Source organism: Autumnicola patrickiae, assembly GCF_031846525.1.
Taxonomy (GTDB): Bacteria; Bacteroidota; Bacteroidia; order Flavobacteriales; family Flavobacteriaceae; genus Autumnicola; species Autumnicola patrickiae.
This window is the reverse complement of record NZ_JAVRHM010000004.1, coordinates 160,098-186,368: the sequence shown is the minus strand read 5'-3', so window position 1 is coordinate 186,368 and position 26,271 is coordinate 160,098. Positions and strand designations below refer to the sequence as shown.

General features: G+C 39.2%; 22 protein-coding genes. 17 read left to right on the top strand and 5 right to left on the bottom strand.

Translation table 11 applies throughout. The features are described from left to right. Positions 1–4 precede the first annotated feature (4 nt). The 7 genes from RM549_RS05545 to RM549_RS05515 all read left to right on the top strand — a co-directional run bounded on the left by RM549_RS05545 (position 5) and on the right by RM549_RS05515 (position 9,199). Entirely contained in the window at positions 5–2,188 is a 2,184-nt protein-coding gene (locus tag RM549_RS05545) for a xanthine dehydrogenase family protein molybdopterin-binding subunit (RefSeq protein ID WP_311682617.1), read from the top strand. A gap of 364 nt (positions 2,189–2,552) precedes the next feature. Then, the gene (locus RM549_RS05540) at positions 2,553–4,058 is read left to right on the top strand and encodes an FAD/NAD(P)-binding protein (protein WP_311682616.1); all 1,506 of its coding nucleotides are present in this window, start codon (positions 2,553–2,555) and stop codon (positions 4,056–4,058) included. After that, a complete protein-coding gene (locus RM549_RS05535; protein ID WP_311682614.1) occupies positions 4,058–4,969 on the top strand; it encodes an AEC family transporter in 912 nt (303 codons plus the stop codon). The genes RM549_RS05540 and RM549_RS05535 overlap by 1 nt, the downstream gene beginning before the upstream one ends. A 320-nt stretch (positions 4,970–5,289) precedes the next feature. Next, the gene (locus tag RM549_RS05530) at positions 5,290–5,715 is read left to right on the top strand and encodes a sensor histidine kinase (RefSeq protein WP_311682613.1); all 426 of its coding nucleotides are present in this window, start codon (positions 5,290–5,292) and stop codon (positions 5,713–5,715) included. Continuing rightward, positions 5,708–6,385 carry a response regulator gene (locus tag RM549_RS05525; protein WP_311682612.1) on the top strand — a complete coding sequence of 226 codons (678 nt, stop codon included), beginning with the start codon at positions 5,708–5,710 and terminating at the stop codon, positions 6,383–6,385. The genes RM549_RS05530 and RM549_RS05525 overlap by 8 nt, the downstream gene beginning before the upstream one ends. A gap of 341 nt (positions 6,386–6,726) precedes the next feature. Continuing rightward, the gene (locus RM549_RS05520; RefSeq protein WP_311682611.1) at positions 6,727–8,490 is read left to right on the top strand and encodes a TrkH family potassium uptake protein; all 1,764 of its coding nucleotides are present in this window, start codon (positions 6,727–6,729) and stop codon (positions 8,488–8,490) included. Between the two features lie 10 nt (positions 8,491–8,500). Continuing rightward, the gene (locus RM549_RS05515) at positions 8,501–9,199 is read left to right on the top strand and encodes a potassium channel family protein (RefSeq protein ID WP_311682609.1); all 699 of its coding nucleotides are present in this window, start codon (positions 8,501–8,503) and stop codon (positions 9,197–9,199) included. Between the two features lie 36 nt (positions 9,200–9,235). Here the strand turns inward: RM549_RS05515 and RM549_RS05510 are convergent, their stop codons facing one another. Both RM549_RS05510 and gldJ read right to left on the bottom strand, forming a co-directional pair. Further along, positions 9,236–10,522: a UDP-N-acetylmuramoyl-tripeptide--D-alanyl-D-alanine ligase gene (locus RM549_RS05510; RefSeq protein ID WP_311682607.1), complete on the bottom strand. Its 1,287-nt coding sequence runs from the start codon at positions 10,520–10,522 to the stop codon at positions 9,236–9,238. A gap of 63 nt (positions 10,523–10,585) precedes the next feature. Further along, complete coding sequence (gene gldJ, locus RM549_RS05505) at positions 10,586–12,268, bottom strand: gliding motility lipoprotein GldJ (RefSeq protein ID WP_432264700.1); 1,683 nt, start codon at positions 12,266–12,268, stop codon at positions 10,586–10,588. Between the two features lie 428 nt (positions 12,269–12,696). Here gldJ and porV point away from each other — a divergent pair, with 428 nt between their 5' ends. The 9 genes from porV to RM549_RS05460 all read left to right on the top strand — a co-directional run bounded on the left by porV (position 12,697) and on the right by RM549_RS05460 (position 22,140). Next, complete coding sequence (porV, locus tag RM549_RS05500) at positions 12,697–13,848, top strand: type IX secretion system outer membrane channel protein PorV (RefSeq protein ID WP_311682605.1); 1,152 nt, start codon at positions 12,697–12,699, stop codon at positions 13,846–13,848. A gap of 90 nt (positions 13,849–13,938) precedes the next feature. After that, positions 13,939–14,421 (top strand): cytidine deaminase, encoded by a 483-nt coding sequence (cdd, locus tag RM549_RS05495; RefSeq protein WP_311682604.1) that lies wholly within the window; start codon positions 13,939–13,941, stop codon positions 14,419–14,421. Positions 14,422–14,529: 108 nt separating this feature from the next. Next, positions 14,530–15,531: a pyruvate dehydrogenase (acetyl-transferring) E1 component subunit alpha gene (gene pdhA, locus RM549_RS05490; protein ID WP_311682602.1), complete on the top strand. Its 1,002-nt coding sequence runs from the start codon at positions 14,530–14,532 to the stop codon at positions 15,529–15,531. A 3-nt stretch (positions 15,532–15,534) separates the two neighbouring features. Further along, positions 15,535–17,214: a pyruvate dehydrogenase complex dihydrolipoamide acetyltransferase gene (locus RM549_RS05485; protein ID WP_311682600.1), complete on the top strand. Its 1,680-nt coding sequence runs from the start codon at positions 15,535–15,537 to the stop codon at positions 17,212–17,214. Positions 17,215–17,361: 147 nt separating this feature from the next. Then, positions 17,362–18,318, top strand: a complete 957-nt coding sequence (locus RM549_RS05480) for a M20/M25/M40 family metallo-hydrolase (protein ID WP_311682599.1) — start codon at positions 17,362–17,364, stop codon at positions 18,316–18,318. A 1-nt stretch (position 18,319) separates the two neighbouring features. Next, entirely contained in the window at positions 18,320–19,000 is a 681-nt protein-coding gene (locus RM549_RS05475; protein ID WP_311682597.1) for an SDR family NAD(P)-dependent oxidoreductase, read from the top strand. Positions 19,001–19,005: 5 nt separating this feature from the next. Next, positions 19,006–19,605 carry a SprT-like domain-containing protein gene (locus RM549_RS05470; protein ID WP_311682595.1) on the top strand — a complete coding sequence of 200 codons (600 nt, stop codon included), beginning with the start codon at positions 19,006–19,008 and terminating at the stop codon, positions 19,603–19,605. A gap of 12 nt (positions 19,606–19,617) precedes the next feature. After that, positions 19,618–20,697, top strand: coding sequence for a mannose-1-phosphate guanylyltransferase (locus RM549_RS05465; RefSeq protein WP_311682592.1), 1,080 nt, complete (start codon positions 19,618–19,620; stop codon positions 20,695–20,697). A 3-nt stretch (positions 20,698–20,700) separates the two neighbouring features. Next, a complete protein-coding gene (locus RM549_RS05460) occupies positions 20,701–22,140 on the top strand; it encodes a DUF389 domain-containing protein (RefSeq protein WP_311682590.1) in 1,440 nt (479 codons plus the stop codon). Between the two features lies 1 nt (position 22,141). On the opposite strand, the gene RM549_RS05455 is transcribed toward RM549_RS05460, so the two are convergent. Both RM549_RS05455 and RM549_RS05450 read right to left on the bottom strand, forming a co-directional pair. Continuing rightward, on the bottom strand, positions 22,142–22,906 hold the full coding sequence (locus RM549_RS05455) for an ABC transporter ATP-binding protein (RefSeq protein WP_311682588.1): 765 nt from the start codon (positions 22,904–22,906) through the stop codon (positions 22,142–22,144). Between the two features lies 1 nt (position 22,907). Beyond that, positions 22,908–23,645 (bottom strand): MlaE family ABC transporter permease, encoded by a 738-nt coding sequence (locus RM549_RS05450; protein ID WP_311682586.1) that lies wholly within the window; start codon positions 23,643–23,645, stop codon positions 22,908–22,910. Positions 23,646–23,756: 111 nt separating this feature from the next. Here RM549_RS05450 and pafA point away from each other — a divergent pair, with 111 nt between their 5' ends. After that, positions 23,757–25,406, top strand: a complete 1,650-nt coding sequence (gene pafA, locus RM549_RS05445) for an alkaline phosphatase PafA (RefSeq protein WP_311682584.1) — start codon at positions 23,757–23,759, stop codon at positions 25,404–25,406. Here pafA and RM549_RS05440 read toward each other — a convergent pair. Further along, entirely contained in the window at positions 25,398–26,249 is an 852-nt protein-coding gene (locus RM549_RS05440; RefSeq protein WP_311682582.1) for a glycosyltransferase family 2 protein, read from the bottom strand. The two genes, pafA and RM549_RS05440, sit on opposite strands and share 9 nt — an antisense overlap. Between the last annotated feature and the right edge of the window lie 22 nt (positions 26,250–26,271).

Here is a 26,271-nt window from a genome sequence, read left to right as displayed (position 1 = left end):
TTCTATGAAATCTACCCGACGTGATTTTATCAAGCAATTAGGATTTGTGAGCATCGGTTTTTCCCTGCTGGGAACTACCTGCATGGGCAATGAAAATGGAGAAAATGTAGCGGAATCTGACGAATCAAATCGTCTGGATCGGATCAATGCCTGGCTACGGGTTCTTGAAGATGGAAGTGTTCTTGTTCTCACCGGAAAAATGGAACTTGGGCAGGGAATCAGGATTGCCGTGGCACAAGTGGCTGCCGAAGAATTGAATACAAATCCCGATTTAGTGGAAGTGAACCTGGCAGAAACGGGAGTGACCGCCAATGAAGGCTACACCGCAGGAAGCCGTTCTATAGAAACCAGCGCCATGTCTATTCGTAATGCAGCGGCGGCAGCGAGAGAGAAAATATTGAGCCTCGCTTCAGAAAAGTGGGAGATTCCGCAATCTGAACTTAGTCTGGAAAATGGAATTATACGTGGTGGAGGCCAGACAATGAACCTCTACGAATTACTGGAAGGAAGGCAGTTGAATGAAGATATAGGAGAGCCTTCAGAAATTTATGGAAAGACACGTCGCAAATATGTAGGTCAGCCTGTGCCGCGAAAGGATATTTCCCAGATGGTGCGCGGGAATCTTGAGTATGTTCAGGATATGCGCTTTCCTGATATGGTCCACGCCAGGATTATTCGTCCTTCGTCTTACACCTCGAAACTTAAAAATTTAGATGATTCTTCGCTTCAGGATTTTCCGGGATTCCTTAAACTGGTTCGTATTGGTAGTTTTGTAGGAGTAATTGCCGAAGAAGAATTTCAGGCTATACAACTCAGTTGGAAAGTGAACGAGTTGGCAGAGTGGGAAGCAGGAAATGAGTTGCCTGCAGATGTGCCGCTTAAAAAATATTTAAAAACTCTTGATGCCGAAGTGGAGGTAGAGGAAGAAACAGGGGATTGGGAAAATGCCATTAATCAAGCGCCACTTCAGCATAAAGCTGCTTATTATAAGCCTTACCTAATGCATGCTGCCAACGGCCCCTCCTGTGCGATCGCTTATTTTGAAGGTGAAAAGCTGCAGGTATGGAGCCATACCCAGGGGGTTTATCCGCTTCGGGAAACCCTGGCGAACATGTTGGAAATTCCGGAAGAGAATATTCATATTAAAGGAGTGCCGGGATCGGGTTGTTATGGACACAACGGTGCAGATGATGTTGCGGCTGAAGCGGCTTTACTGGCCTTGGAATATCCCGGAAGACACGTTAGGTTACAATGGATGCGGGACGACGAACACCGGTGGGAGCCGTATGGAACGGCTATGGTTATGGAGCTGCAGGCAGGTTTAACTGAAGACGGAAAAATTCAGGGCTGGAAATACGATTTTTGGTCCGATGGCCACAGTTCCCGCCCCAATGGGGAGCCAAAAACGCTGTTGCCGGCCCGGTTTCTTGATCGTGGTCACGGAGTTCCCGGGGTGGGTTTTAAAGGTGGTGCAGTGCGTAACTCAAAACCATATTACACATTAGCTTCATTGCAAACCACTTCTCACATTTTTGAAGGACCACTTCGGAAATCTGCACTGCGGGCGTTGGGAGCTTTTGGAAATGTGTTTGCCATAGAATGTTTTATGGACGAGCTGGCGCACAAAGCAGGGGAAAACCCGGTGGAATTCAGAGTTAGCCACCTTAATGATGATCGGGCTATTGCCTGTCTTGAAAGAGTGAAAAAGATGACTTCAGGAGTAAATAAAGGGAACAGGCAAGGTATGGGTTACGCTTTTGCACGTTACAAAAATTCCGCTTCCTACTTTGCTGTTGCCGCCCTTGTGGAAGTGAATGAGAGAGATATTGTGGAAGTGAGAAAAATGTGGGGTGTGATCGATTCCGGGGAAATTATTAATCCTGACGGATTGAAAAATCAAACGGAAGGGGGAATGATCCAGGCCGCGAGTTGGGCACTTCGGGAGGAGGTGAAATTTGATAAAGAACATATTACCAGCAGGGATTGGCATACGTATCCTATTTTCAGATTTGAAGAAATACCGGAGGTGGAAGTAGAGGTAATAGACCGTGTAGAGGAAAAACCTCTTGGTGCCGGAGAAGCTGCACAAGGTCCATCTGCGGCAGCCGTGGCTAATGCTGTTTTTGATGCAACCGGAGAGCGGGTAAGGGATCTGCCGATTAATCCGGTAGAGAAATATCTTCGGTAAAAACTTTGAGGAACTAAGTACTTTTGAATTTATCCAGTTACAGAATTGATATGATATTAAAGATTTTCGATTCATACCGAGAATTTCAGACTTTAAAACTTTACTTCTGGAGAATTCTCTGAAATTGATTAATGGTAAAAGAAAATTAAGTTTTTTCAGACTTTTTCCTTCAGCTATAAAACCTTTAGATCTTGAGGTACTTTTAAATTTGTAGCAGGGACAAATCACTTTCCACAAAAGCTAAAAATTCGCTAATACCTTTTTAGACTATTTCTCTTTCTTTATCTTAAAGGATGTCCATATATAGAGCTGTCATTTCAGAAGTAAACATTTATGAAATAGCATAGCCGTAAAACTTAGATGAATGAAAAACATTGCGATTGTAGGAGGGGGAGCCTGTGGGTCTGCTGCTTTTATTGAACTGGTGATTCAAATTTGTAGCCGTAACCTTCAGGAGGATCTCAGCATTACCTTAATTGAGCGCAGGGATAAGTTTGGTCATGGAATGGCTTTCGGGACAAAGGAGGATTCCCATCTTCTCAATACACAGGCAGAATTAATGGGGATCTATGTAAAAGAGCCGAATGATTTTTCGGACTGGATAAAATCAAGGGGAGGTAAAGACCACCCAAAGATTATTGGTCAAAGCAATACAGGATCAGCTTATACCAGCCGAAATTTATATGGGGAATATGTTCGTGAACAGCTTGAAGAATACATAAGGAAAGCTGAAGAAGGAAATGTAAGTGTGGAGCTTATAAATGATGAAGCCACAAATATTGAAAGTAAGAAAAGCGGAGAACTTGAAATTAATTTAAAATCTTCCAATAAAATTACTGCAGATTATATATTGCTTGCCCCGGGTACTCCAAAACCTAATAAATATAAAGAGCTAAAGGCTTTTAAAGGTTACATTGATTTTCCATGGCCTTCGCACAGGATAATTTCTGAAATTGACAAAGACGAAGAAGTCGGGGTTTTGGGAACCAGCCTAAGCGCTATTGATACTGTTCTGACTTTAATTAATAACGGGCACTGCGGAAAGATCACCCTCTTTTCCCCTTTGGGAATGCTGCCAAGAGTACAGCCGCCGCAAAACAAAGAAATAGAAAGAAAGCATCTTACGCTGGAAAATATACACAGGCTGCAAAGATCTAAAATGCGTCCTCCACGGGTAAAGGAGCTTTTTCGTCTTTTTATAAAAGATGTAGAAGATGCTGAAGGTGAAAAACTGAACTGGAGGAGCAAAGACAGGAGCGCGGGTAATGTTGAGGAGTTTCTTAAGTATGATATTGAGAGTGCGAAGAGAGGAGGTGACAGCATTTTAAATGTAACTTACTCATTACGCTATGATGCTTCGGTAATCTGGGGAGGGATGTCGCTAAAACAAAAGAAATTGTTTAAAAAGTGGCTGGGATCTCATTGGACGAGCACCAGGCATGCAATGCCCCTGCACAATGCCGAAATTTTGCTGGACTTGCTTCAAGAGGGGCAACTCCGGGTAATACCGGAAATAAAGATTGTAGATTATTCTGAAGAAAAGCAAATGTTTAGGATCATTACAGAAAACAAAGAAGAATTCTATATGCATAAGCTGGTCAATGCCACCGGTACTGCTTCGAAACTAAAAGGAATGAATAATAAATTAATTGCAAACCTGGTGAAAAAGGAATATCTGAAACCTTACCCTGCGGGGGGTGCTGTAATTAACCCGCGTACGATGCAGCTGGTTTCTAAACAGGGTGGCAACCGGATGTATGCAGTTGGTCATATTTTAAACGGAATGTTGCTGGATGTGGATGCGATGTGGTTTGATGTAAGGACAATTGGGAGGTGTGTTGAAGAAATAATTTTTAAAGCAAAGAGTTAATGGAAATCTTTTATAAACTTTATGCTGCTTTATTTCCTTACTTGTTGTGTATTCCTTTAGGATATTTCCTAAAGAAAAAAGAACTCGTACCAAAAAAATATATACATAAGCCATTGTTATTTGTGCTTATTCCGCTCTTGCTCATAGATAACGTGTTAGAAACGGAAATGTCCAATCTAATCATTCTGGCTACAATGTCTTTTAGCCTGGCTTTCTTTGTTACTTTCCCGGCAATTTGGGCATTTAAAAAATTTGACGGGCTGGATAAGCCATTATTGATAAGTAGTTTTTCATTTTTTAATGTACTTTTCTTCGGGATTCCTACCGTAAAAGCAATTTTTGATCAGGATGCTGTCACCACATTAATCTGTATCTACATAGGTACGGGTTTGTTTGGCTATACCGTTGGGTATACTGCAGTGGCCAAATCCAAATTCGGAATAAAAAAATCAATTAAAGAAGCTCTTAAAGTTCCATTTATTTATGCCTTTTTGCTCGCGATTAGCCTTAAGCTGTTTAATTATGAACTTCCGGAATTTTTCACTCCGGTTCTTGATGTTTTAGGCGTAATTGTCTCGGCTGCCGGGATGACGCTGCTGGGGATGAATATTACCATGATAAATTTTAAAGACCTGGACCTTTCCTACTTCTCAAAAGTACTTGGGATAAGAACGGGCAGTGCCATATTAATAGCCGGTTTCCTCCTGGCTGCCGAATATTTTATTTTTGATCTTCTTAATTCGCAGGAAAGAAGTGTGTATTCCCTTATTCCCCTTTTTCCTATTGCCGCTACATTAACTGTTTTCGCGTCTATGTTGGGTTCTGAAGAAAGAGATTCTGCTTTAATGATCGTATTATCAATGGTTGTTTCCCTCATCCTTGTTCCGCTAATGGCGATGATTTATAGCTAATAAGGCGTATGTTTTAGGTGAAATTAGCCTTAGGGAGAAATTCATTTATTATTCTAAAGTTATATCTCAAAAATGTCAATTTTCGGCCTAATTATAATTTTCAATTATAGCAAATCAAGAATTTTCTTTGCGCCTACCTACATACATGCTTTTACAAAGACAAATTAGCTTCTTAGAATTTTTTACCTTGCAGTTACAGTCTGGAAGGGGCAATACATTTATAAATTTATATTCCCATAGCGTATGCTGCAAAGAATAAGGCAAAATAAGGGGCAGCAATACCTGCTTGGCTTTGGCTTAATCATAGTTATTTCTTTAAGTTGCCATTTGTCGATAGAATTAATTATCTTCAATACGAATCGAATGATGCGTTACCTTTGTTTAAAATCGACAGGGCCCTGGTAGAACAGATTTTGCATAATATCGTTCACAATGCCATTCAATACACACCTGCGGGCTCAACAGTGCAAATTGCTGTAGCAAAGACAGAAGAGGGTTGTGAAATTGAAATAACAGATAACGGGAAAGGCTTTCCTGAAGATAAAATTAACGCTGTTTTCGACAAATTTTACCGGTTGCCAAATACTGCGACAGGTGGTACCGGCCTTGGGTTGTCTATAGCAAAAGGTTTTGCACAGGCTCACGGAGGCAGTATTAGCGTGGTAAATAATCCTTCTGGTGGAGCAAAATTTACAGTGAAGATTCCTTCGGAAATTTCATATTTAAATACTTACGAAAATGAATAAAGGTGAGATCCTTATAATCGATGATGAACCCCAGATAAGAAAGTTGCTGAAAATCTCGCTGGAAAGCAACGATTATAAAGTGATTCAGGCAAATTCAGGAGCAGAAGGCTTAATTCTGGCAGCAAATTATTCCCCGGAGCTAATAATCCTGGATATTGGACTTCCGGATAAAAGTGGCCATGAAATTTTGGTGGAATTAAGGGACTGGTATAAAAAATCAATTATTATGCTTTCTGTTCAGGATAGTGAAAAAGATATTGTTAAGGCCCTGGACAACGGAGCGACAGATTATCTGGCAAAACCTTTTAGAACAGGTGAATTACTAGCCAGGATCCGATCTTCAATAAGACTTAGTCAGAGTACAGATAATCAGCCGCAGATTTCTTTAGGAGATCTGGAAATCGATTTAGTTTCCCGCACAGTGAAACTTAATCAGTCCCCCGTTAAACTTACTACCACAGAGTATAAATTAATAGCCCTTTTTGCCAAAAACCATGGAAAAGTCTTAACCCACCAGTATATCCTTAAAGAAGTGTGGGGAATGGGAGCGGTTGAAGAAACTCAGTATCTAAGGGTTTTTGTGGCTCAAATACGGAAAAAATTAGAAGAAAACCCAAACAGGCCAAAACACCTTCTTACCGAAAGTGGGGTAGGTTACCGCTTTGTTTGAGAGTTATATGTAGTTAGATTAATCTTCAATCAGAAATACCGCTTAAATCCATGTACCTTTTGCTTTTCAATTAATACATCTCTCCTGATCTTTATAAAATCTTTATACCGTCTCTTCAATTTTTATATTCTACTTATATCCTTCAGCTTAACTTTGCTCACCTAACTATCAAAATAATTTTTGGTGAATTATTGTAAAGAAGAAGAACGCACCCCATTTGTTTTTATTCCGGCCGGAAAGGGTCAAGAAGGTTTTTGCTGTGTTTGATCTTAGTGCACCTATATTTTTAATACTCAATTTTAAAAATCTCCCAGGTTTTGCATCAGTAACTTCAGAAAGGAATGATTAACAATAAGATATTTTCGGCTTTAAAAAAAAGCTCCTTTTGGCTTAGTTTTTTAGCAGTGGCAATGGTTATTTTTGATCTTGGTTTTGCACATTCCATTGCTGTACGAAGATATCTTGATTCGTTTTATACTATAGTTCTTGTTTTAGGAATAGGGTCTATTCTTTTAAGGTATGTCCTGTCCAAACAACAATTAATGGGGAAAGTGCGGGTTTTTGATGGTCTGCTGTTTTTCCTTTTTACTCTTTTGGTGCTTGTACAGGTAGATGTTATAAGGGAGAACCTTTCTTTCCTGCAGTTTTTTAATAAAATGGGGTGGGTCTTCCTGGTGGTTTTTCTGTACTTTATAAGGGAAGCCTCCGCTTTAAGGGTCGATTTTAAAAGGGATTATCTTAATCCTGCACAGGTGTTTATTGGTAGCTTCTTACTTATTATTTTAGCAGGGACGCTTTTGCTAATGCTGCCCAATGCTGCTCATGGAGACTTATCTGCCCTGGATGCTCTTTTTACCTCTACAAGTGCTGTATGTGTTACTGGTTTAATCGTAGTAGATACAGGAAGTTATTTTACAGTTTTTGGACAAACCATTATTCTTATTCTTATCCAGTTAGGGGGTTTGGGAATTATGACCTTTGCCAGTTACTTTAGTTATTTCTTCCGCGGAAAGACGTCTTATGAAAATCAGCTTATGTTGAAGGATATGACTAACTCAGATAAAATAGGAGAGGTGTTTAGCGTACTTAAAAAAATTATACTTGTTACTTTTGTTATAGAGTTTATTGGAGCGGTACTTATCTTTTTTAGTATAAGTAAAGAGGAGATAGCATCTGTGCCAGAAAGGATTTTCTTCTCAGTTTTTCATACCGTTTCAGGATTTTGTAATGCAGGGTTCTCTACTCTGGAAAGTAGTCTTTATGAAGCCGAGTTTCAGTTTAATTATCCGCTTCAGTTAATTATAGCTGCGCTGTTTATTTTAGGCGGAATTGGTTTTCCTATTCTTTTTAATCTATACAAATATGCGGTTTATGCTGTAAAACATCAGTTTTTGAAAATCCGGCATCCGCATGATACGGTTTATAAACCATGGATTTTAAGTTTAAACAGCCGGATTGTGCTAATGACTACCTCTATACTTCTGGTAGCTGGTAGTGTTTTATTCTATTTCTTTGAATACGATAATACTTTGGCGGGTCATAGCACCTTTGGAAAAATTGTTACAGCCTTCTTTGGTGGTGCCACCCCCAGGACTGCAGGTTTTAATTCTGTAGACATGTCAGCATTAAACTTTTCCACTGTTATGATCATTTTTCTGCTCATGTGGATAGGAGCATCCCCGGGCTCTACAGGAGGGGGGATAAAAACCAGTACGTTCGCAATAACCACGCTAAACTTCTTAAGCCTCGCCAGGGGAAAAGACCGAATTGAAGTGTACAGAAGGCAAATTACAGATATGTCTGTGCGCAGGGCTTTTGCAATAATGGCCCTTTCTCTTATGGTCATTGGCATGGCAGTTTTTCTTATCGCTTCTTTCGACAGTGAGAAGAACCTGTTAAGTATAGCCTTTGAATGCTTTTCTGCCTACAGCACCGTAGGATTAAGTTTAGGGATTACAGCTCAGTTAAGTTCAGCGTCCAAAATGGTTATTATTTTTACAATGTTCATTGGGCGGGTGAGTATGCTTACTATTCTAATTGCAATGTTAAGAAGGGTAAAACATCTTAATTACAGATATCCTGACGAAGAAATTTTAATGAACTAATTTATTGATTATGAAGTATATCATCATTGGACTTGGAAATTTTGGAGCTTCTTTAGCCGAAAAATTAACACAAATGGGGAATGAAGTTATAGGAGTCGATATTAATATGGGTAAAGTAGAGGCCATTAAAGACAAAATCACCCACGCTGTGAATCTCGATTCGACAGATATTGCAGCGGTTTCCAACCTGCCCCTAAAAGATACAGATATTGTTATAGTGGGAATTGGGGAAGATAAAGGAGCCAATATAATGTCTACTGCGCTAATGAAGCAAATGCACGTGAAGCGCTTAATAAGCCGGGCAGTATCCCCGTTACAGGAAATGGTGCTTGAAGCAATGGGCGTGGATGAAATTATTCATCCCGAAGAGGAGACTGCAGAGCGTTGGTCTAAAAAGCTGAATTTACACGGAGTAGTAGATTCTTTTGAAGTGAACAGGGATTATAGCATCGTAGAGACAAGTATACCTAAAGAATATGATGGTAAAACCCTGGAAGAAATTTCGTTAAAGAAGAAATATAACATCATTGTGCTTACCACGATAAAACTTACGCAGGAGAAAAATGATATTGGATCCCTGAAGGATATTTCGAATGTTCAGGGAGTAGCTTCGGCCCGTACTAAACTCTATTATGGCGATATCATGGTGCTGTATGGAAATAATAAAGATATAAAAAGGCTGTTGAAGGATAAGGAGTCAAAAAGTTAGAATAAAATTCCTTTTCAGCTTCTTCTGCCTTAAATTTTATATAGCCTCCTGCATTTTTTCTAAAGCCATTCCACGGGAACCTTTTATTAAAATATGGCAATTTTTAAATTCTGTTTCTTCAAGGTGCTTCTTTAAGTTTTCATTGCTTTTGAACTTTATAATCGTGCTTTTATTTGTCTTGGTACGATTAAAGTTTTCCCCCAGAAGATAACATTCTGTAAAGCTGCCTTTTTCTAAAATTGCTACGATTTCCTGATGCTCTTCTTCTGAAGAAGTTCCTAATTCAAGCATATCCCCTAAAATGACAATTTTCGGCTCACTGGTGCTTAGTTCATCAAAGTTGGAAAGTGCAGCCTGCATACTGTTAGGATTGGCATTATAGGCATCCATAAAAATTGTGTTACTTTCTTTCTTTGTGACCTCTGACCGATTATTGGAAGGTATATATTCTGAAATAGCTTCTTTTACCTGGTCAAAGGGTACTTTAAAGTACAACCCGATACATATTGCTGCAGCAATATTTTGTGCGTTATGTTTACCTGTGATTTTACTCTGAAATACTGTATCATTGTAATTAACGCTGGCGTAAGACTGATTATCTGAATAAGAAAGTTCTAGCTGGGCATCTTTGGTTGTCCCGAAAGTAAAGGTGTGTTTATAGTCCAGGTGATTCCGTTGTATGGGATCATTGGTGTTTAGAAAAAGAAGTCTTTTGTTCTTTTTAATATTTGTGTAGAGTTCGCTTTTTGCTGCAATCACACCTTCAACATTACCAAAACCTTCTAAATGTGCTTTGCCAAAGTTGGTGATATATCCATAATCCGGCAGGGCAATTTCGCTTAAGACTTCAATTTCTTTAAGGTGGTTGGCACCCATTTCCACAATACCCATTTGGGTTTCTGCGTCCATAGAAAGTAATGTAAGCGGAACACCAATGTGGTTATTCAGGTTGCCTTTTGTGGCAACTGTTTTATATTTTCTGGAAAGGACAGTATTTACCAGTTCTTTTGTAGTTGTTTTCCCATTACTCCCTGTAATGGCAATAATAGGAAGATCCAGGTACTGTCGGTGAAATTTAGCCAGCTCCTGAAGGGTTTTTAGTACGTCTTTTACGACAATAAAGTTTCGGGAATCTGCAGCATAAATTTCTTCGTCTACTATGGCCATCTTAGCACCCTTGTCCAGGGCTTCCCGGGCAAATTGGTTACCATTAAAATTGGGGCCGCTTAATGCAAAGAAAATACAGCCTTCTTTAAGGATTCGGGTATCGATACAAGCTCCTGAGCTAATCAGGAAGTGCTGGTGGATTTGTGCTACATTCATAAACTTAAAGCTATAAAAAAAGCCCTAAAAATTAGGGCTTTTTTTGATTTTTAACCAAAAATTCTAATTTCTGGCTGTTTTATTTTCAGTTTTTGATTTAGAACCTACTCTGGACATTGCATTTCTAAAGCCAATATAATCTGTAGCCATATCCTGTGGGAAATATCTTCTTTGTGCAGGATCAAGCCAATAAGCCCGGTCTCTCCACGAACCTCCTTTGTAAACTCTTACTTCGTCACTTATAAGAGTAGTCCTTGTGCCGGTATCATAACCTCTTTGAGGTGCAGCTCCGGTTGTGTCGCTGGGTTGTGTGGCATTATAGGTTGGGGAGTTGTACATTCTTTTAGAAGGTTCTGTTGCGTCCTGGAAAGGCTGATAATACCTTGTGGAACTCTTATCCCCATCTCGGAAATTTCTCTGGTCACTTTCAGTGAAATTGGTTCTCATGTATGTATCATCTTCAGTAACCGGAACCTGCGCAATTTCTCCGGGAAGGTTACGGGCAACCAGTTTTCCGTTAGCCAAAGTATCATAAACCACTTCATCTGCACCAAGTATTTTTACACTTCCATCTTCATTAATAGCATTTTTAGTGTAAACGTTTCCTCTGTAGTAGTTAAAGTCATTAAATTCGTCATCTACTATAGGACGATAAACATCTGCCACCCATTCTGCAACGTTACCAGCCATGTCATAAAGACCATGATCATTAGGTTCATAGGATTTAATTTCCGCAGTAATATCTGCTCCATCATCACTCCATCCTGCAATACCACCATAATCTCCTGCACCCTGTTTAAAGTTTGCTAATTGATCCCCCTGTCTCTTTACATCTCCCGATCTGGTATATTGTCCGTCCCATGGATATTTTTTTCTGCCTCGGTAGGAATTGTAGTTTCTAATTCCTGCCAGGCCAAGTGCTGCATATTCCCATTCTGCTTCAGTGGGTAACCTATATTCCGGAGAAACAAGACCACTCTCTCTTCCCGGATATACTTTTTTAACAGGATTTCCTTCTTCGTTAGTGTCTTCTAATCTGTCCTGCACCTCTTCTCCCTGGCTAAGTTCAGTATTCCCGCCGTAAACATTTTCAGGATTATAAATATAGGTGTCAGAATTAAAGGTTTCTCCCGGTCCTGCTTTATATTGAGCGCCTTCTGCAAGATAACCTTCATTTATAAGTTTTGCTTCATTAACCCTTTGAGTTCTCCAGTCACTAAATTCAACTGCCTGGATCCAACTTACTCCAACAACAGGGTATTCACCATAAGCCGGGTGACGCAGGTAATTATTAACCATAGTTTCATTAAAACCTAAGCGGTTTCTCCAAACCAAAGTATCAGGAAGTGCTCCTTCATAAACATCGCTGTAACGTTCATCTGAAGGGGGAGCGACTCTTTTTAGCCAGTCCAGGTATTCCAGGTACATTTTATTTGTAACTTCAGTTTCATCCATATAAAAGGACTGCACGTGCTGCTGCGTTGGGCTGTTGTTCCAATCATGCATAGGATCATCCTGAACCCTTCCCATGGTAAAGGTTCCTCCTTCAATAAAAACAAGTCCCGGTGCCGTTTCCTGTTCTTTATAGTCATTGTTATATTGGAATCCACCCTCGTCCGAATTAATATCCCAACCGGTAGCCCGGGAGTTATTTTTATAATCCCTTGAATTGTTACAGCTTAGCAGACCTACGCCGAAGGCAAATGCAAAAAGTGCTCTTATAGCAATATCTGTTCTCATGTTCATCATCTCTTTAGATAGATTTTTAGGCTTTGCAATATAGTAATTAACGCTAAATTTGCAAGATTATTTCATTATAATAAAAATGTCTTTAAAACCCTGTAACTACCTGATGTGCTTGATGCTTACCTGGTTTTTAACAGGTTTTAAAAAACAGTTTAACTGGTTGCTTCCGGGCTTTTAAGCTGCGCAAAAATAATCCTTTTTTCTTTTAGGCAGTGTTTTATACTTAAATAATAACTGCTAAGCGAAATCTAAAACAATATTTTGAATAATTAGTAGTTATAAGTAAACATGAGCGGAGTTAAAACCACTGTTTCAGAGGGTAAAGTCTTTTGTTTTGTCTCGTTTGCATGCTTTTGCTTGTAATTTTGGTAGGAAGGTTCTTTCTTAGCAAGAATTTAAATTTATATTTGTTACAGATAATGTTCAGAATGAAAAAAATTACACTTATGCTGGTTGGAGCCAGTTTGTTGTCTGGTCTTTCATCTTTTGCTCAGGAAGAACGGGACAGGGTAATTACAACCGCAGTGCCTTTTCTTCAGGTTGCGGCCGATGCGCGAGCTGCTGGTATGGGTGATCAGGGGGTTGCTACTTCTGTAGATGCGTTTTCGCAACAATGGAACCCTGCAAAATATGCGTTTGCCGAAATGCAGCAGGGGGTAGGTATATCTTATACTCCTTATCTAAGTGATATTGTAAACGATATATTTCTTGGGAACTTAAGTTATTTTTATAAACTCAATGATCGTAGTGCCTTTGCTTCCAGTCTTAGGTACTTTAGCCTGGGATCTATCGAAACACGCACAACTTTTGAACAGGCGCCTCTTCTTGTAAATCCAAATGAGCTCACCTTTGATTTGTCCTACTCTCTTAAATTAAGTGAAAATGTTTCTATGGCAGTGGCGGGTAGATATCTGCGATCTGATCTTGGTTTGCAGGACGATGAAGATCTTGGGGCTGCAGGTAGTTTTGGAGTAGATGTTGCGGCTTTTTATCAGAGCGATGTGATATTCTTTGATAGTTTTGATGGTCGTTGGAGACTGGGTGCAAATATTTCAAATATCGGTCCGAAGATGAAATATGATGATGCGGGACAGGAAAACTTTATTCCTACTAATTTTAAAGGAGGGGCAGGATTTGATTTTATTCTTGATCCGCAAAACCGGATAGGGACATATCTTGAATTTAATAAATTATTGGTGCCAACTCCGCGGGATTTTAATGACGATGGGGATATTGATGCTGAAGATGAAATAGAATATAATGAAATAGGTGCTATAGAAGGTATATTTACTTCCTTTGGAGATGCGCCGGGTGGCTTTGGCGAAGAATTGAGGGAAGTGACCTGGGCTCTGGGTGCAGAATATAATTATCAGGATGTGTTTGCTTTTCGGGCGGGTTATTTTTCTGAAAGTGAAACTAAAGGTTCAAGAAGATTTGTTTCTTTTGGAGCAGGTTTCGTTTATGAAATAGTAGATATCGATATCTCCTACCTGTTCTCAACTTCTGATATACCAAGTCCGCTAGAGGGGACTTTACGATTCGGTCTTACTTTTAATTTTGGACAGGAATTCGTCAATTAATTCTGAATAAAATTTTATTTCCTTAAAAGTATCTTATTTCGATTTGATACTTTTTTTGTTTGATTTAACTTGTGTTTCCAATAAATCTGTATGAAATCATTAAAAATTACTTCTGAACTTGAAGTTTACGACTCTTTGGACGAACTGCCACGGGAAGTTTCAGTTTTAATGCAAAAAGCTTTTGATGCGCGGGATAATGCTTATGCTCCCTATTCTCAATTTAATGTTGGTGCGGCAATTCTGCTGGAAAATGATGAGGTGGTAACAGGGAGTAATCAGGAAAATGCGTCTTATCCTTCCGGGCTTTGTGCAGAGCGTACGGCATTTTTTTATGCCGGGGCAAAATATCCGGGGGTTAAAATGAAAAGAGTAGCGATTTCAGCAAAATCCCTGAAGCATGTAGTTGTTGCACCTGTCTCTCCTTGTGGCTCCTGCCGGCAGGTAATGGCAGAGTATGAGGTGAATCAGGAGGAAAATATAGAGCTCTATTTTATGGGCGAAACAGGTAAGGTTTTAAAGGCTAAATCGGTTAAGGATTTATTACCTTTAATATTCGACAGAAGTATCTTGTAAGGTTTTCGTTATTTTTGCAGCCAAACTGTTTTTCATTCTTGTTGAAAATAGTATTTTTGTTATCCGCTTGGCAAAATCCATGTGTCCGGCCTAAATTTATACTTTGATATGAAGAAAATCACAAAAGCCACCTATTTAAAGTGGTACGAGGATATGTTATTTTGGCGCAAATTTGAAGATAAGCTTGCGCAGGTTTATATTCAGCAGAAGGTTAGAGGCTTCTTACACCTTTACAATGGGCAGGAAGCGATCCTTGCGGGAGCTCTTCATGCTATGGATTTGGAAAAGGATAAGATGATCACCGCTTACCGTAACCACGTTCAGCCTATCGGGATGGGAGTAGATCCCAAGCGTGTAATGGCAGAACTTTATGGTAAGGGTACCGGTACTTCTCAAGGTCTTGGTGGATCTATGCACATTTTCTCCAAAGAACACAGGTTTTACGGAGGTCACGGTATTGTAGGCGGGCAAATTCCTTTGGGTGCAGGTCTTGCTTTTGCAGATAAGTATTTCAAAAGAGATGCTGTTACCTTAACTTTTATGGGTGATGGTGCAACGCGTCAGGGAGCACTTCATGAAACGCTGAATATGGCGGTAAAAATGGACCTTCCGGTTGTGTTTTGTGTAGAAAATAATGGTTATGCTATGGGAACTTCTGTGGCACGTACCGCAAAAGGAACAGATATCTGGAAACTTGGTTTAGGTTACGAAATGCCTTGCGGTCCTGTAGATGCGATGAATCCGGTTAAAGTTGCTGAAGCTTTGGATGAAGCAATCGACAGAGCCAGAAAAGGAAACGGACCAACTTTCCTTGAATTAAAAACATACAGGTATCGTGGTCACTCTATGAGTGATGCTCAAAAATATCGTACCAAAGATGAAGTGGCCGAGTATCAGAAACTCGATCCTATCACTCAGGTGCTGGAAGTTATTAAGGATAAAAAATACGCTTCTGATAAGGAGATTAAAGAAATAGATAAACGCGTTAAAGATAAAGTTTCAGAATGTGAGAAATTTGCTGAAGAGTCAGATTTCCCTGAGAAAAATGTAATGTACGACGTGGTTTACGAACAGGAAGACTACCCGTTTTTATCACATAAAGTAAACTAAATTATGGCTGAAGTAATTAATATGCCGCGATTGAGCGACACCATGGAAGAAGGTGTTGTAGCACAGTGGCTAAAGAAAAAAGGTGATAAGGTTGAAGAAGGAGATATTCTTGCCGAAATAGAAACCGATAAGGCGACTATGGAGTTTGAATCTTTTTATGAAGGAACTTTACTCCATATAGGTATTGAAGAAGGTGAAACTGCTCCGGTTGATACATTACTTGCTATAATTGGTGAAGAAGGAGAGGATATTTCTGATCTTATTAAAGGCGGCGGTGGTTCGTCTGATAAGAAAGAAGAAAAATCTTCTGATGACAAAAAGGATGAATCTGATGATGACTCTTCGGAAGAAGATGCTTCTGAAGAAGAAAGTGGTGATGGTGAAATTCCGGAAGGAGTAGAAATCATTACAATGCCACGCCTTAGTGATACCATGGAAGAAGGTACTGTTGCCACGTGGATCAAAAAAGAAGGAGATAAAGTTGAAGAAGGGGATATTCTTGCTGAAATCGAAACCGATAAGGCAACAATGGAATTCGAATCTTTCTATGAAGGTACGCTGCTTAAAATCGGAATCCAGGAAGGTGAGACTGCAAAAGTAGACAGCCTTTTAGCAATTATCGGTCCGGAAGGCACAGATGTTTCTGGAATCAGTAAAGATGGGGCGAAGAAATCTTCAGGAAAGTCTGATAAGAAATCAGATAAAAAAGACGACAAAGCTGCAGAAAAGCAGAAAGAAGTAGCTGCTACAGAAGAAAAACCTGGAACTACTTCAGAATCTAAAGACGGTGGAAGAATTTTTGCTTCTCCGTTAGCCAAGAAAATGGCTGAAGAAAAAGGAATCGATCTTTCCAAAGTAGAAGGTTCCGGAGAAAACGGAAGAATTGTAAAGAAAGATATAGAATCTTACAAACCTTCAGAAAAACCAGCAGAGCAATCTAAAGGTACTGCAGGTAGCGAAGAACAACGAGCTTCTGTACAGCCTTACGTTCCTGCCGGCGAAGAAAGCTTTGAGGAGGTTAAGAATTCTCAAATGCGTAAGGTTATCGCTAAAAGACTCGGTGAATCCAAATTTAAAGCTCCGCATTATTACCTTACTATAGAGGTGGATATGCAAAATGCAATGGCTTCCCGTAAGCAGATCAATGAGATGCCAGATGTGAAGGTTTCCTTTAACGATATGGTGATCAAGGCGAGTGCAATGGCGTTAAGAAAACATCCGCAGGTAAACAGCCAGTGGAGTGATGAATCTATGAAAATGGCCAAACATATCCATATGGGTGTGGCCGTTGCTGTAGACGAAGGACTTGTGGTGCCTGTACTTAAATTTGCAGACCAGATGTCTATGACGCAAATTGGTGGTAATGTGAAAAACCTTGCCGGTAAGGCCAAGAACAAAAAGTTGCAGCCTCAGGAAATGGAAGGCAGTACTTTTACAGTTTCTAACCTTGGAATGTTCGGGATTGTAGAATTTACAAGTATTATTAATCAGCCGAATTCCGCTATTCTTTCTGTTGGAACGATTGTAGAGAAGCCGGTTGTTAAAAACGGACAAATTGTTGTTGGAAATACAATGAAACTTACGTTAGCCTGTGACCACAGAACTGTGGATGGAGCTACCGGAGCGGCTTTCCTTCAAACATTAAAAACATATATGGAGAACCCGGTAACTATGTTGGCATAGAAACCTGTTTGTTCAATAATAAACATTAAAATCCCACACTACGTGGGATTTTTTTATCTTTAGCGCCAACAGGTTTTAAACAGCCGCACCATTAACTATAGGTCGATAATTGCCATTTTAGAGGCACCTTTAAAAATGTTCAAAAACATGAAAAACAACTTCTTTAAACTAGCTGCGGTACTTTCTGCAGCCTTTTTCTTTGCCTGTAATTCTGGTCAGGAGGCTGTGGATACTGAAATTGAAGTCTCAGAAGTCGAAATTGAGGAAAATTTGCGCTTTTTAGCTTCAGATGAGCTGCAGGGAAGAGCAACAGGGACGGAAGGAATAGAAAAAGCAGCTACTTTTATTGAAGAGTATTTTAAGGAGTATGATGTAGCGCCATATTTTGAAAATTACAGGGATCGCTTTGAAGTTGAAGGGAAAGAGGCATTTAACGTGGTAGGCTTTTTAGAGGGTAATGATCAGGAATTGAAGGATGAATTTATAATTATAGGCGCTCATTACGACCATATTGGCTTTGGTGAAGCCGTGGAGAACGATTCTATTGCTAACGGAGCTAATGATAACGCCGCTGGCACTGTCGCGGTGATGGAACTGGCCAGAAGGTTTGCTGAAAAGGAAAATAATGCCCGTAGTCTGTTATTTATCCTGTTTTCTGGCGAAGAATTAGGATTAACAGGTGCCAAACATATCGCGCAGAAGTTAAAAGCCAAAAATCTTGATCTTTACGCTGTTGTCAATCTCGAAATGATAGGTGTTCCAATGGAAGAAAAGGATCATTTGGCATATTTAACCGGCTATGAGAATTCCAATTACGCTGAAAAATTTAATGAATATGTAGGGGAGAAGGTGCTGGGCTTTTTACCACAAGCTAAGGAGTACAACCTCTTTCAGCGGAGCGACAATTATCCGTTTTTTGAAGAATTCAATATTCCGTCACAAACCATCAGTACTTTCGATTTCACCAATTACGATTATTACCACCACGTTTCTGATGAGGCCGATAATATGGATTTTCAGCACATGGCTAATTTAATAGAGGCCATTTTTCCCGCAATATCAAAAATGGCTAATACGGAAGAAAAAGAAATAAAACTGAATTAAAATGAAGCATGTAATTATTACCGGAACAAGCAGGGGAATTGGTTTTGAACTCACTAAAAAATTTGCTGAAGCGGGGCACAAAGTCCTTGCCCTCTCAAGAAATCCAGAGCCTGTTTCCAATCTTCGTCTTAAGCATGTAGAAGTGCTGGCCTGCGATATTACCAAGAAAGAAGATCTTGAAAAAGTAAGCAGTTTTGTTTCTTCAGAATGGAAAAACGTTGATATTCTCATTAATAATGCAGGAATGCTTATTAATAAGCCTTTCCAGGAATTAAGTCTGGAAAACTTCAACAGCGTTTATCAAACAAATGTGATGGGTGTGGTTGGGCTTATTCAGGAAGTGTTGCCTTTTATGAAAAATGATGCCCATGTGTTAAATATTAGCACAATGGGCGGAGTGCAGGGAAGTGTAAAATTTCCGGGACTGTCGGCATATAGTTCCAGTAAAGCGGCCGTAATTACTTTAACCGAATTGCTTGCTGAAGAATATAAGGAAACCGGCCCGTCTTTTAATGTTTTAGCCCTTGGTGCAGTACAAACCGAAATGCTGGAAGAGGCCTTTCCCGGATACGAAGCTCCACTTTCTGCAGAAGAAATGGCAGATTATATTTTCTATTTCAGTTTGACAGGAAATAAATTTTACAACGGCAAGTTATTACAGGTCTCCAATAGTACTCCGTAGTTTTAATGAAGCATATTCTTGAAAAATATTTGCCAGATCATGCGCTGGAACCGGCTTTTGCCCTTATTCAGTCAAATAATGTGCATCTTAAAATTGTAAATGAGCGCAGGACGAGACACGGCGATTACAGGAAAATGCCAGATGGAGTGCAGCAAATTACTATTAATGCAAATTTAAACAAGTATCGGTTTTTGATTACCCTGGTACACGAAATTGCGCACCTGGTGGCCTTCAATAAATTCGGAAGAAACATTAAACCTCATGGAGCCGAATGGAAACTAACTTTTCGAAATCTGATGCTTCCGTTTATTCGTCCTGAAATTTTTCCAATGAAAATATTACCCGTAATTGCAAATCATTTCCGTAATCCAAAAGCGAGTAGCGATACCGATGCCAGACTTTCTGTAGCTTTAAAAAGTTATGATCCCGAGAATGATAAAAATTATATCTTCGAGGTGCCTTTCGGAGCTATTTTCAGGATTTACAACGGAAAAACTTTTAAGCGTGGGCCAAAAAGGATTAAGAGGTATGAATGTTTGGAAATCTCGACAGGAAAGGTTTACTTATTTCAGCCAAATGCTGAAGTAGAACTGTTAAAAAATTAATTTCAAAGTTAGATGAATAGTAACTATTACGCAATATTAATGGCCGGTGGGGTCGGTTCCAGGTTTTGGCCTGTGAGTACAGCAGAGTGTCCTAAACAATTTCAGGATATCCTTGGATCCGGTGAAACGCTTATTCAAACAACTTTTGCCCGTCTAAAAAAAATAGTACCACCAGAAAATATTTATATCCTTACTAATGCACGTTATGAGGAAACGGTAAAAGAACAAATTTCCGGCATTAAGCGGGAGCAAATTGTTTTAGAGCCGGTAATGCGTGATACCGCTCCCAGTATTTTACTTGCAGCTTTAAAAATACAGGAAAAGAATAAAGATGCTGTGATGATGGTGGCGCCCAGCGATCATTGGATCCAGGGAGTAGACAGTTTTATTAACGACCTTAATTTTGCTTTTGAAGCCGTTGATAATAATGAGAAACTGATCACATTAGGTATTAAACCCACCTTTCCAAACACTGGTTACGGATATATTAAATTTGAACATTCTGAAGATAGAAGGCTTATACCTGTAGCACAGTTTACAGAAAAACCCACCTTCAAAAAAGCTGAAAAGTTTGTAGAAGATGGAAATTATGCCTGGAATGCAGGAATTTTTATATGGAATGCCTCTTCTATAATAGAGAACTTTAAAAAGTATCTGCCAGAAATGTATAATCTTTTTCAGAAAGGGAAAGAGTATTGGAACACAGAAGAAGAGCAGGCTTTTATAAATGACAATTATCACCTCGCAAACAAAATATCAATAGATTACGGAATTATTGAAAAAGCTGAAAATGTATTTATGATTCCGGCTAATTTTGGATGGAATGATCTTGGGACCTGGGGGTCTCTTCAGGAGGAACTTCCTCAGGATGATTTTGGAAATACGGTAATTAATGCCCGGTTACTTCCGTTTGGAGCAGAAGGTAATATCGTAAGGGCAGCCGAGAATAAGATTGTTGTACTGGAAGGTCTTAAAGATTATATTGTTCTGGAAAACGAACAGGTGCTGCTTATAGTTCCGAAGAAAAATGAACAGGGGATAAAGGAAATTCGGCAAAAAGCAATTGATAAGTTTGGGGATAAACTTGGTTAGTAGATGGAAAATAAAGAGAATTCTTCGGCTGGTTCGGGGACTGAAAAAGGCAACGTAAAACTTTCGTCAGACGCGAAACATCTTTATAAGCACTCAAGGTCGTTCTTTGCAGAATTACTGGATATCCTTACCGATACAGATAGGGATAGTACTATAGAAATGGTGAAGAAGGATATTTCCTTTAAAGGCCATAATGCCTGGATCCTTATTTTCTCAATTTTTGTGGCCTCTATTGGTCTTAATGTAAGTAGCCCTGCTGTGGTAATTGGAGCGATGCTTATCTCCCCTTTAATGGGTCCTATTGTAGGTGTTGGGTTATCTGTTGCCATTAACGACATCGATACCTTAAAGCGTTCCCTGGTAAATCTGGCGGTTATGGTGGTGCTAAGTGTGTTAACCGCTTATCTCTACTTTTTAATTTCTCCTATTGAGCAGGAAACACCAGAGCTTGTCGCCCGAACGTATCCTACAATTCTGGATGTGTTGGTGGCGATTTTCGGTGGTTTGGCTTTAATCGTGGCAAAAACAAAAAAAGGAACGATTGCCAGCGTAATTATGGGTGTTGCTATTGCCACAGCCCTTATGCCGCCGCTCTGTACTGTGGGTTATGGCCTTGCTATCGCCAATTGGGAATATGCCGGTGGTGCTCTTTACCTCTTTGCAATTAATTCTGTTTTTATAGCACTTTCCACTTTTGTAGTAGCAAAGATTCTTGGATTTCCGTTGGTAAGATATGCTAACAGTAAACGCAGAAGAAATACCGCTAGGCTTGCTTCTTTAATTGCAATTCTCGTGATGATCCCGAGTATTTTCCTATTCGTAAACCTTCTTAGGGAGCAGGTGTTTGTAACCAGAACAAAAGAATTTGTAGAAGAAAAGATTGATTACCCTGGAGCTGAAGTGGTGAAATTTGCTCAGGATTATAAAAGGAAATTTGTGGATGTTTATCTTATTGGCCGTCCAGTACCGCAAGCTCAAATTCAGGATTGGGTAGAACAAATAAGAGCTATGGAGGAGTTGCAGGATGTTACTTTAAGAATACACCAGGGAACCGACCAAAGTTCTGAGATGGCAGCACGTCTTACTTCTGAGGTTAGATCTGGAATACTGGAGGATTTATACGTAAGAAACCAGCAAGTTGTGGAGGATAAAGATGATCGTATCCGACTTTTGGAAAATGAATTACTAAGGTATAGGTCTGGGGGTATTCCTTTTCAGGCAATAAGCAGGGAAGCCAAAATCAATTACTCCAATATTGAACAGTTAAGTTATTCTAACAACATTGTAACAGACTTTACCCGTGTAGATACTATTCCTACTATTAACGTTAAATGGGATAATTCCCTTACAAGAAATGCTCAACAGCGGGAAATGGCAAAGTTAAAGGAATGGCTTCAGGTGAGGTTATCTTTGGATACTCTCGCCGTACAATCTGTAAATTAGCTTAAAGACCCTGAAGTTGCGCCTGTTTTACTTTTTTAAACAAATCTGAAGAATATACAAAATCGGTCACAGCTTCATTGTCGGTTTTAAAAATCTGACTTTTATCACCTTTCCAGGCAAGTACACCATCTTTAAGAAAAGCGATCTTTTCTCCGATCTCTAAAACAGAATTCATATCGTGGGTAATAACTACAGTAGTAATGTCGTATTCGACTGTTAATTCGTGGATAAGATTATCAATAACAGTGGCTGTCTTTGGATCAAGTCCAGAGTTGGGTTCATCACAAAACAAATATTTTGGCTTGTTTACAATTGCCCGGGCAATTGCCACCCTTTTTTGCATACCTCCACTAATTTCTGCGGGATATTTTTTTCCGTTACCGGTAAGGTTTACTCTTTCCAGAACTTCATTAACGCGTTCCAGATGATCCTTTTTCCGGCCTTTTTTAAACATCCTTAAAGGGAACATCACGTTTTCTTCAACCGTCATAGAATCAAAGAGAGCGCCTCCCTGGAAAAGCATTCCTATTTCTTTCCGAAGCTCCCGTTTTTGCTCCGGACTAAAAGTAGAATAAGGTTTTCCATCGTATTCAATAGTTCCTTTTTCCGGAGTAAACAGACCCAGCATAGACTTTAAGAGCACACTTTTTCCAGAGCCAGATTGTCCTATAATAAGATTTGTCTTTCCGGTTTCAAAAACAAAATTTATTCCTCTAAGGACATCTTGTTCATCAAAACTTTTATGTATATCCTTTATTTCTATCATTTTAGCTAAGTAATAATTGGGTTACTATATAGTTAGTAATAATAATTACCACGCTGGTCCATACAAACGAGGTAGTACTTGCCTTACCTACTTCCAATGAGCCGCCGGTCATGTAATAACCGTGATAAGAGGGAACAGTTGCCAGAATCATGGCAAATAAAAATGTTTTAAAGAATGCATAAAACAACTGAAAGCCTACAAAATCATCCTGCAGCCCGCTAATAAACTCATCTGGCACCACAAAGCCACCCAATACTGCCGACATATAAGCACCTACTATTCCCAAAAACATGGAAATGGCAATGACAAACGGATAGGTAAGCATTGCAATGATCTTAGGGAAAATAAGATAATTTAGGGAGTTTATCCCCATTACTTCCAGGGCATCAATTTGTTCAGTTACCCTCATGGATCCTATGCTGGAAGTAATAAAAGAACCTACTTTTCCCGCCATAATAATAGATATAAATGTAGGGGAGAATTCCAGAATTATAGATTGCCTGGCAGCATAAGCAATTAATGCCTTCGGTATTAAAGGATTATTTAAATTTAAGGCTGTTTGAAGAGCAACTACACCTCCAATGAAAAAAGACAGAAAAGCCACAATTCCTAAGGAACCAATTATAAGCTCGTTTATTTCCTTAAAAATTAATTCTTTTAGTACAGAGCGTTTGGTCATTCTTCCAAACACCCCCTTTATCATTAAAAAGTATTCACCAATAGAATGCAGATAACCCATCCAATAATTTTTGTAAAGCTAAAATACAAAAAAGAAGCACGAAAGTATTTAACGTAGAATTAAAGTTTATGGCACTGAGTTTATTATTTTTGGTTTCTTCAATTTAAAATTATGAGACAATTATTTATTTTACTAGTAACGGTTTTATGTGTTCTTCCGTTAAATGCACAGGAAAATGATAAGCAGAAAACGAAGCTTGTGGTTGGTATAGTAGTAGATCAAATGAGGTATGATTATCTCACGCGCTTCTGGGAACGGTATGGGGATGATGGATTTAAAAGAATGATTAATGAGGGATATAATTTTAAAAACAACCATTTTAATTATGTTCCCACTTACACAGGACCCGGTCATGCTTCTGTTCACACAGGCACCGGTCCGGCAAATCATGGAATCATTGGAAATAACTGGTATAATAAATTCGAAAATATATCTGTTTATTGCGCAGGGGACGAGTCTGTGGAGCCGGTAGGTACAGATTCTGATGCGGGAAAAATGTCACCGCACAGGATGAAAGTCACAACAATTGCAGATCAAAATCGTTTGCACACTCAAATGAGGGGTAAGACAATTGGGGTTTCCATAAAAGACCGGGGTTCTATATTGCCTGCGGGACATACTGCAAATGCAGCTTATTGGTTTCATGGAAAAGACGAAGGTAAATTTATTACCAGTTCATTTTATATGGAAGATTTACCACAATGGGTAAAAGATTTTAATAATTCCAATATTGCAGAATCTTATTTTAAGACCTGGAATACGTTATATCCTATTAAAAGTTATGTAGCCAGTGGTGTAGACGTAAACGAATTTGAAGCTGGATTTAAAGGAAAGACAGACACTTCTTTCCCTTATGATCTTGCTGCATTAAAAGAGGAGAATAACCAGTTTGATCTTATTACCGTGAGCCCTTATGGAAATGATCTCACCCTTGATTTCGCGCTGGCTGCCATAAAAGCTGAAGAATTGGGACAGGATGAGGATACAGATTTTCTTGCCCTTAGTTTTTCCAGTCCAGATAAAATTGGTCACAATTTTGGAGTAAATTCAAAAGAAATTGAAGATACTTATCTTCGCCTGGATAAAAATATTGCGACATTATTAAAATATCTGGATGAGAACGTTGGCGAGGGAGCCTACACCGTTTTTCTAACTGCAGACCATGGCGGAGGGGATGTTTCAGCTTATCTCCAGTCTTTGAGAATACCTGCAGGATATTTTGATTCTAAAGATTTTACTGAAAGTTTACGCAACTTTGTGAGTGAAGAGTATGGAAAGGATAATCTTATTGCTGAAATTTATAATGATCAGGTATTCTTTGATTACAAAGCCTTGTATAATGCCGGAATCGATGCTGATGAACTTGAAGATAAAGTTGCACATTATATTCTTCAGCAGGATCAGATAGATAAAGTCTATACCCGTTCACAACTGGAGGGAGGGAATTATACAAGCGGGATGGGAGCTGCCATCCAGCAGGGTTTTAACCAAAAGCGCAGTGGAGATGTGATTTTTATCCTGGATCCAGCCGTGGTTTCCTATTCCAAAACAGGCTCAATGCACGGTAGCGGATTTACCTACGATACGCATGCACCGCTGATTTTCTTCGGAAATGGCATTGAACAAGGCAGTACTACAGAGCGTTCTGAAATTGTGGATATAGCACCAACAGTTTCGGCGTTGCTCGGAATTTCCTTTCCTAATGCAGCCACCGGTAAACCTTTGTATATGATGTTGGATCGTAAGAAATTATCAGAATAGTTTCTTTCTGATATTCTTCCAACGGAATTTTCTTATAAAGCGGCCTTCTTCTTCTGAAACGAGGAAAGGCTGTTTTTGTTTTTCAGCTTTAAAATAACCGGACATATACTCCTGAAGAATCTTCGGGTCCTTATAATTTACGCTCATCTTTAAAGCACTTAAAAAAGCCAGTTTAAAGCCATACCTCATTCTATAGAGCGCCTCCCCCTGAATCTTTCTGGATTTGGAATTATAAGATTTTCCTGTTGGCCGCAGGTGCTTTACTTTTAATGAGGGAATAGTCAGCGTGCGGAAACCGTAATATTTAGCAAGTAGTTCATCTACCGTATCCCAGCCAATAGAAGCTTTTAAGCCACCTATTTTCTTAAAGCATTCTGCAGAATATAATTTCACCGGCCCGCGAATATGTTCTTTATCTGAAATCTTCTCATGTACCCATTCCAAATTCTCATTTTGGACGTAAACATTTCCGGCGCACATTCCCAGGTTTGGAAATTTCTGAAAGTAATTTTTAATTTCATCAAAGTAATTGGGTGGAAGCAAAAGATCAGCGTCAAATTTTCCAAGAAGATCATAATTTCCTTCGCTGTGGGAAAGGCCAAAATAGAAATTATTAATTACTTTAGAGCCCGGCATGTGTAGTGACTCCGTGTTATTTTTGTAAACCTTTATCCAACTGTATTTTTCACTAAATTCTTGTGCAATCAAAAAGGTATCATCTGTAGAATTATCATCGGCAATAATTAATTCGTCCGGCAGTAAAGTCTGGCTCACAAAAGAGGAAAGGCAGTCTGCCAGATGTTCTTCTTCATTATATGCCGGAATAATAATGCTGAGTTTCATGCAGGAATTAATGTCAATTTTT

Bases quoted from the DNA above. Each gene is read 5' to 3' on its own strand.
- RM549_RS05545 (WP_311682617.1), top strand. From the start codon at position 5: ATGAAATCTACCCGACGTGATTTTATCAAGCAATTAGGATTTGTGAGC.
- RM549_RS05540 (WP_311682616.1), top strand. From the start codon at position 2,553: ATGAAAAACATTGCGATTGTAGGAGGGGGAGCCTGTGGGTCTGCTGCT.
- RM549_RS05535 (WP_311682614.1), top strand. From the start codon at position 4,058: ATGGAAATCTTTTATAAACTTTATGCTGCTTTATTTCCTTACTTGTTG.
- RM549_RS05525 (WP_311682612.1), top strand. From the start codon at position 5,708: ATGAATAAAGGTGAGATCCTTATAATCGATGATGAACCCCAGATAAGA.
- RM549_RS05520 (WP_311682611.1), top strand. From the start codon at position 6,727: ATGATTAACAATAAGATATTTTCGGCTTTAAAAAAAAGCTCCTTTTGG.
- RM549_RS05515 (WP_311682609.1), top strand. From the start codon at position 8,501: ATGAAGTATATCATCATTGGACTTGGAAATTTTGGAGCTTCTTTAGCC.
- RM549_RS05510 (WP_311682607.1), bottom strand. From the start codon at position 10,522: ATGAATGTAGCACAAATCCACCAGCACTTCCTGATTAGCTCAGGAGCT.
- gldJ (WP_432264700.1), bottom strand. From the start codon at position 12,268: ATGAACATGAGAACAGATATTGCTATAAGAGCACTTTTTGCATTTGCC.
- porV (WP_311682605.1), top strand. From the start codon at position 12,697: ATGAAAAAAATTACACTTATGCTGGTTGGAGCCAGTTTGTTGTCTGGT.
- cdd (WP_311682604.1), top strand. From the start codon at position 13,939: ATGAAATCATTAAAAATTACTTCTGAACTTGAAGTTTACGACTCTTTG.
- pdhA (WP_311682602.1), top strand. From the start codon at position 14,530: ATGAAGAAAATCACAAAAGCCACCTATTTAAAGTGGTACGAGGATATG.
- RM549_RS05485 (WP_311682600.1), top strand. From the start codon at position 15,535: ATGGCTGAAGTAATTAATATGCCGCGATTGAGCGACACCATGGAAGAA.
- RM549_RS05480 (WP_311682599.1), top strand. From the start codon at position 17,362: ATGAAAAACAACTTCTTTAAACTAGCTGCGGTACTTTCTGCAGCCTTT.
- RM549_RS05475 (WP_311682597.1), top strand. From the start codon at position 18,320: ATGAAGCATGTAATTATTACCGGAACAAGCAGGGGAATTGGTTTTGAA.
- RM549_RS05470 (WP_311682595.1), top strand. From the start codon at position 19,006: ATGAAGCATATTCTTGAAAAATATTTGCCAGATCATGCGCTGGAACCG.
- RM549_RS05465 (WP_311682592.1), top strand. From the start codon at position 19,618: ATGAATAGTAACTATTACGCAATATTAATGGCCGGTGGGGTCGGTTCC.
- RM549_RS05460 (WP_311682590.1), top strand. From the start codon at position 20,701: ATGGAAAATAAAGAGAATTCTTCGGCTGGTTCGGGGACTGAAAAAGGC.
- RM549_RS05455 (WP_311682588.1), bottom strand. From the start codon at position 22,906: ATGATAGAAATAAAGGATATACATAAAAGTTTTGATGAACAAGATGTC.
- RM549_RS05450 (WP_311682586.1), bottom strand. From the start codon at position 23,645: ATGGGTTATCTGCATTCTATTGGTGAATACTTTTTAATGATAAAGGGG.
- pafA (WP_311682584.1), top strand. From the start codon at position 23,757: ATGAGACAATTATTTATTTTACTAGTAACGGTTTTATGTGTTCTTCCG.
- RM549_RS05440 (WP_311682582.1), bottom strand. From the start codon at position 26,249: ATGAAACTCAGCATTATTATTCCGGCATATAATGAAGAAGAACATCTG.